Genomic DNA, 5,634 nt, shown 5'->3' with positions numbered 1-5,634 from the left:
CCAAGTTTAAGCACAGCTAAACCGCAAGAAAAAATTTTTTAATTATAACGAACAAAATATTTGAATTTTTAGAAAACTAACAGTATAATAAGAAAAAGGTCAAGGAGTTGATTTCCATGGAAAAGAGATTATTAAATTCACCACAACAGACAGATGAAAACAACGATTCTGTACTTGCTGAAATGTTTTTAAACCACGCCATGATTGAATTTAGAAGAGAAGTACTCCGTAAGGAAATCGACCTCTCCTTACAAGAAAGAAATAAGGAAGCTTTCCTCCAGTTATCAGAGGAACTAAAGAAAATCTCATAGAAATGTTCGCTAACAGACATATATCTCATATTTGAAGCCCTTTTCTCACTTGAAAGGGCTTCTTTTGTTCTTATTTATTCTTTTGCTTTTTGTTGTTCATTAAATAAAAGGTAATAGGCTGGTCAGAGCCAGTCATGAGATTATAAACATATGAAGAGGTCATCTTGTAACCTTCATCAATCTTTTCTGCTAGATAGTTCGTACGCTCAAAAAGAATCGAGCGAATATGATTAACTTGACGGAAAATTTTCTCGGTTAGCGCCTCTTGTTGTTCCAATCGAGTGAATACCTCTGTCTGAAATTCTTCCTGTTTTCTAATTTTTTCTGCTAATTGTTTTTGTAATTCTTCTTGAGTCTTTAATAAATCAATGATTAATTCTTCATATTCCTTATGACTTTGGTTGCTGATTGTAAGTTCATTCAACTGATTTGTGACTTTATCCCAGTGACTTGCTTGCACAACCTCTTGATTTAGAAACTGATTCTTAATCTCATTGATGGAATTAATTAATGAAACATTTGCTTGTTGCTGTTCGTCTATAATTTCTGTAAGATTATCTATTCGGACTAACTTTTGGTTTGGCTCAGGTATCTTTTCCTGATTTTTAAACACGTCAGGATATTTGTTGTTATTAATATAGAGTCCCATTTGTTACACTCCTTACGTCTTGAATGTATTATTTTATGCTTGGATGATTAAAAATGGGAAATTTTTATAAAAAAACAGGAAAAATGTGTTTCTTTGAGGAATTTAATTATTATATATAAGATGGAACTGTTTACCGTATAAGTCTTAGGTCTTAGTCTAAAATAATTCTTGGGATTGTTTATGAATGAAGACAAGTACGGTATGATAGGAATAGAGAAATAGAGGAATAGAGAAATAGAGATTAACTCATATTCAAATGGGCGATGAAAAATAGGGATATTGCGAAGAAAATCCCTTCCTATAGATAAATGAAGGGGGAAGATGGGATGAGGAAGGTTTACGTCCTTCTCACTGATACGGGGACCGTTTTAACCAAAATTATTAAACTATATACAAAGAAGCCGCATAATCATGCTTCCATTGCACTAGATGATCAATTATGGGATGTCTATAGTTTTGGAAGAAAAAGACCTCGTAATCCTTTCCTGGCTGGCTTTGTTAGAGAGAATATCCGTGGGGGAATATTCCGTAATGCAGATTGTGCGATTTACTGCTGTACCATTTCAGAAAAACAATACGATAAGATTTATCAAAAAATTATTGAAATTGAAAAAAATAAAGGCGAGTATCGCTATAATTTATTAGGACTTTTTGCTGTGATGTTCAATTTGGAGTTAGATCGAAAAAATGCATTCTTTTGTTCTCATTTCGTTGCTGCCCTTCTTGAGGAATCTGGCGTAAAAATCAATAAACAAAAGCCACTTTCACTTGTTACTCCAGACGATATTAAAGAATCATCTTCATTGGAATTAGTTTATGAAGGCAAATTATCTGCTTATTTTGATGAAGCTAATGAACATATGATCAATGATTTAGCTCACCCAAATTATTATCGCGAATTCAGTACGGATAGAGTGGAAGTTATCTAGAATTTAATCTTCTATAAAGGCACTTATACTCATATAAATATGTAAAAGACCTTCAGCCAATTGAAGGTCTTTTACATTTTATACGAAAGAGGGATACCAAAATGCCTAGTGAACAGCAACAAATAGAACTAGCTATCCCTGTTAATGTAATTTGGGACTTCATCAGGGATGCAAATAATTGGGCACCACTCGTACCTGGATATATTCAGCATGAGCGCATAAACGACCGTCTCATCACATGTGAATTTAAAAGTGACCTTGGCATAATGAAAAAAAAGGTAAGTCTAGTTATTGATATTAAAGAATGGAATGAACCTGCCAGGGTAAGCTTCGAATTGAGGCGTACGAATGAAAAATATATTGGTGAAGGTTATTTTGAAGCTCAAGCACTTAATAAGAATAAAACGAGAATCATAGGATTTCTCGAAATTAATGCAAGTGGTGCTCTTGGTTCATTGGCAAATTCCCTTTTTAAAAATGCGATTCCTAAATCAACAGAAGAGGTTGCAGCAGCCATTTCTTCGAAGCTTGAAGAATTTAGTCAAAGATAAGATTCCCTTTAACAATCCGGAAATAATTCGGATTGTTTTTTTTAATAATTTAAAAAACTTGTACCAGAGGCTAAAAGATATGTTATATTAATAAATAAAAAATTTAGTTTAGTCTATTAACTAGTACAGGGAAGGTGAGAGCATGAATACAGAATTGAAGGTAAATGACAGCAGTCTTCCACTACGGCGGGACGTTAAGCTACTTGGGCAAATTCTTGGTGAAATCCTTGTCAATCATGGCGGTACCGAACTATTAGATAAAGTAGAAAAAATCCGTCTCATGTGTAAAACACTTAGAAACTTTTATGATAGTGAAATTTATGATGAATTAAAGCAAGAGATTACAAATCTAAGCAGCCCAATGAGAAAACAAGTGATTCGAGCGTTTTCAATGTATTTTCATTTGATAAACATAGCCGAACAAAATCATCGTATTCGGAGAAGACGCCAATATCAACTGGAAGACGATACAATCGTTCAACCCGATTCGATCGAGAGCGCCATTCTATTTCTAAAGGAAAACAATGTTAGCGAAGAGATGATTCAAGATGTCTTAAGCAAATTGTCGCTTGAGCTGGTCATTACAGCCCATCCTACAGAGGCACAAAAGCGCTCTATCTTAGAAGTACAACAGCGGATTGCGGTGATTTTAAAAAATCTAGATCATCCTTTATTAACAAATAGGGAACGCAGAAAGCTAGAAGAAAGTTTATTTAATGAAGTAACGATTTTATGGCAAACAGACGAACTTCGTCATAATAAACCGTCTGTAATAGATGAAGTACGTAACGGGCTGTATTACTTTGACCAAACGCTTTTTGAAGTCCTTCCGGAAATCCACCGTGAAGTAGAGGATTGTTTAGAAAGGAATTATTCCACTAATAAATGGTACGTTCCAAACTTTCTAAGTTTTGGATCATGGATTGGCGGTGACCGGGATGGTAATCCAAACGTTACTCCCGAAGTTACTTGGGAGACGCTGCATAAGCAGCGCAAGCTCGTTTTAAAGAAATATATAAATGTCCTTATTGATCTTATGAAACGCTATAGTCATTCCACAACTCGAGTAGACGTAAGTCAAGAGTTGATTCAAACCTTAGAGGAAGAAGAGGGCAAGTTTTTAACAGATGATAAGAAATGGCCAGTTAATACAGAAGTGTATCGACGTAAATTCGCTATTATCATCGAAAGATTAAAACAAGTTGGTAAATCTGATTTAGGTTATCGTTCTGCGGAAGAATTATTAGAAGATTTAAATTTAGTCAAAAATAGTTTAAAAAAACATCACCCTGCAGCACATGAATTAAAAACTATCCAGAAGTTGATTCGTCAGGTACAGCTTTTTGGTTTTCATTTGGCTACACTGGATATTCGCAATCATAGTGGTGAGCATGAGGCAGCAATAACAGAAATCCTTAGAAAAGTACGTATTACTGAGGATTACGCACAGCTTGATGAAGAAGATAAAATAAAAATATTAGAAAATATTTTAAAGGACCCACGGCCGCTTCTTCTATTAAACGAAGATTATACACCTGAAACACAGCAAATGATTCAGGTTTTCCAGATGATAAAAAATGCTCATAAAGAATTTGGTTCACGTTCCATATCCGTTTACCTGGTTAGTATGACAAAATCGCCAAGTGACTTACTTGAAATTCTTGTTCTAGCTAAAGAGACTGGAATTTATCGACTACATGCGGATGGGACTGTGGAAAGCCAATTAAATGTGGCTCCATTACTTGAAACCATTGATGATTTGACTGCCGGCCCAAAGATTATGGAAACATTGTTCAAAATGCCGGTATATCGTAATCATTTGAAAGTAATGAATGATCAACAGGAAATCATGCTTGGATATTCAGACGGAAGCAAGGATGGCGGGACGTTAACAGCTAATTGGAAGCTATATAAAGCACAGATAGAAATTCATGAGATGGCAAGCAAGTATAAAATTGGATTGAAATTCTTCCACGGACGCGGCGGATCTCTGGGGCGTGGCGGCGGTCCATTAAACAAGAGTATTCTATCACAACCTTCAGAAACAATTGGGGATGGAGTAAAAATTACCGAACAAGGCGAAGTACTATCTTCACGGTATTTACTTGAAGACATTGCCTATCGGAGCTTAGAACAGGCAACGTCAACCCTCATTCTGGCAACTGCACATGTATCAAATGAGGCAGAGCACGGAAGCTTGAGGGATGAATCATGGGAGTTAGCCCTTGAAGAGATTTCCAGCGTTGCTCTTAAGAAATATCAATCACTAGTTTTTGGTGATTCAGACTTTTTAACCTATTTTAATGAAGCAACCCCGTTAAGAGAACTTGGGGACTTAAACATTGGGTCAAGACCAATGAGTAGAAAAAATCGTGGTCGATTTGAGGATTTAAGAGCTATTCCTTGGGTATTCGCATGGACTCAAAGCAGGCAGCTCCTTCCAGCGTGGTATGCAGCAGGCACTGGATTAGAGAGGTATGCCTCACAAAGTGAGAGAAATTTACTGCAATTAAAGCAGATGTATGAAAAGTGGCCATTTTTCCGGTCAACGATTGATAATCTCCAAATGGCATTGATGAAAGCGGATATTACAACCGCTAAGGAGTATTTATCATTAGTGGAAGACCAGAAAATAGCTGAGCGAATTTTTTCCAACATTCTAGAAGAATACGAGAAAACGAAAGAAATTCTTCTTAAAATAACGGGTGATAAAGAGCTGCTGGATCACACACCAAATATTAAAGACTCTGTCTATCGTCGAAATCCTTACGTGGATCCTTTAAACTTTTTACAGGTGGAATTAATAAAGCAATTAAGAAGTCAGGACGAGCCAACGGAAGAATTAATTACCGAGGTACTTCTTACTATTAGTGGTATCTCAGCTGGTTTACGTAATACAGGTTGATGTATATTAAAAATCGCACTCATCCCATTAAGGGGTGGTGCGATTTTTTTTTAGGCTTTGGTGAAACAATTTTTTGAACAATTTGTGAATTTTTAAAAAATGAATGAATATTCATTCGTTTTTTGGCGCAATTCGACAAATTCCTCGACATTCAACATGATATATTTTAGCCAGAAAAGATTAAAGTTGTAATCATAAAGTTTCAATGAAAATTCCTGCTTGGGAAGATTGATGTGGAGGGATAAGAAATGGCAGTTGAAGAAAAAATTGTCCAGGCAAAACAACAAGT

The 5,634-nt window shown here is 35.6% G+C and carries 5 protein-coding genes; 4 read left to right on the top strand and 1 reads right to left on the bottom strand.

Annotated features, from left to right (window positions below; all coding sequences use genetic code 11):
- The first annotated feature begins 116 nt into the window (after nucleotides 1-116).
- Nucleotides 117-311, top strand: coding sequence for an IDEAL domain-containing protein (locus V7124_RS16100; protein ID WP_335410518.1), 195 nt, complete (start codon nucleotides 117-119; stop codon nucleotides 309-311).
- 70 nt (nucleotides 312-381) lie between these two features.
- On the opposite strand, the gene V7124_RS16095 is transcribed toward V7124_RS16100, so the two are convergent.
- Entirely contained in the window at nucleotides 382-960 is a 579-nt protein-coding gene (locus V7124_RS16095; RefSeq protein ID WP_335410517.1) for a hypothetical protein, read from the bottom strand.
- A gap of 326 nt (nucleotides 961-1,286) precedes the next feature.
- Here V7124_RS16095 and V7124_RS16090 point away from each other — a divergent pair, with 326 nt between their 5' ends.
- The 3 genes from V7124_RS16090 to ppc all read left to right on the top strand — a co-directional run bounded on the left by V7124_RS16090 (nucleotide 1,287) and on the right by ppc (nucleotide 5,345).
- Entirely contained in the window at nucleotides 1,287-1,889 is a 603-nt protein-coding gene (locus tag V7124_RS16090) for a hypothetical protein (RefSeq protein ID WP_335410513.1), read from the top strand.
- A 101-nt stretch (nucleotides 1,890-1,990) separates the two neighbouring features.
- On the top strand, nucleotides 1,991-2,440 hold the full coding sequence (locus tag V7124_RS16085) for a CoxG family protein (protein WP_335490875.1): 450 nt from the start codon (nucleotides 1,991-1,993) through the stop codon (nucleotides 2,438-2,440).
- A 142-nt stretch (nucleotides 2,441-2,582) separates the two neighbouring features.
- The gene (ppc, locus tag V7124_RS16080) at nucleotides 2,583-5,345 is read left to right on the top strand and encodes a phosphoenolpyruvate carboxylase (protein WP_335410509.1); all 2,763 of its coding nucleotides are present in this window, start codon (nucleotides 2,583-2,585) and stop codon (nucleotides 5,343-5,345) included.
- Nucleotides 5,346-5,634: the final 289 nt, after the last annotated feature.

This window comes from Neobacillus niacini (genome assembly GCF_036961885.1).
Lineage (GTDB): Bacteria > Bacillota > Bacilli > Bacillales > Cytobacillaceae > Neobacillus > Neobacillus niacini_H.
Note: the sequence above shows the minus strand (reverse complement) of the source record. Positions and strands in the feature narration are given on the sequence as shown.

What these genes read in the sequence shown, in the direction of transcription:
- V7124_RS16100 (WP_335410518.1), top strand. Translation starts at nt 117, where the DNA reads ATGGAAAAGAGATTATTAAATTCACCACAACAGACAGATGAAAACAAC.
- V7124_RS16095 (WP_335410517.1), bottom strand. Translation starts at nt 960, where the DNA reads ATGGGACTCTATATTAATAACAACAAATATCCTGACGTGTTTAAAAAT.
- V7124_RS16090 (WP_335410513.1), top strand. Translation starts at nt 1,287, where the DNA reads ATGAGGAAGGTTTACGTCCTTCTCACTGATACGGGGACCGTTTTAACC.
- V7124_RS16085 (WP_335490875.1), top strand. Translation starts at nt 1,991, where the DNA reads ATGCCTAGTGAACAGCAACAAATAGAACTAGCTATCCCTGTTAATGTA.
- ppc (WP_335410509.1), top strand. Translation starts at nt 2,583, where the DNA reads ATGAATACAGAATTGAAGGTAAATGACAGCAGTCTTCCACTACGGCGG.